Genomic DNA, 544 nt, shown 5'->3' with positions numbered 1-544 from the left:
CGCCCGGTTACATTTCGAACCCGGAAGCTAAGCCTTTCAGCGCCGATGGTACTGCAGGGGGGACCCTGTGGGAGAGTAGGACGCCGCCGAACAATCTTTCAAGGACCCTTGGTCCCAGCGTTCATGCTGGGACCAAGGGTCCTTTTTGTTTTTGCCGAAGCGCGCCGGGCAGCCGGGTGCGCGAGAATGACTGCGGTACCCGAAGACAGGAGTCACGTCGATGTCCACCAACTCCCCCGACGATCGATCGGGCGGCGACGAGCGTCGCGGAGGCCCTCGCGGCCCGCGTCGCGACGACACGCGTGGCGGCGGCTTCCGTCGCGATGACCGACCCGGCTTCCGTCGTGACGACCGTGGTGACGACCGCGCCCGTGGCCCGCGTCGGGAAGACGACCGTGGTGGCCGCCCCTCCGGTGGCGGTTACGGTGGTCCGCGTCGGGAAGACGACCGTGGTGGTCGTCCTTCGGGTGGCGGTTACGGTGGTCCGCGTCGGGAAGACGACCGTGGTGGCCGCCCCTCCGGTGGCGGTTACGGTGGTCCGCGC

Annotated in this window: 1 rRNA gene and 1 pseudogene; both read left to right on the top strand. The window is 68.6% G+C overall.

Annotated features, from left to right (window positions below):
- Nucleotides 1-92: ribosomal RNA gene (rrf, locus tag AB0F13_RS15180) — 5S ribosomal RNA — on the top strand; the annotation flags it as partial.
- A gap of 210 nt (nucleotides 93-302) precedes the next feature.
- Nucleotides 303-544 (top strand): annotated as a pseudogene (locus AB0F13_RS15175) (hypothetical protein); the annotation flags it as partial.

The sequence above is a fragment of the Streptomyces sp. NPDC026206 genome (assembly GCF_040638465.1).
Lineage (GTDB): Bacteria > Actinomycetota > Actinomycetes > Streptomycetales > Streptomycetaceae > Streptomyces.
The sequence above is the reverse complement of the archived record's forward strand: the minus strand, read 5'-3'. Positions and strand labels throughout refer to the sequence as shown.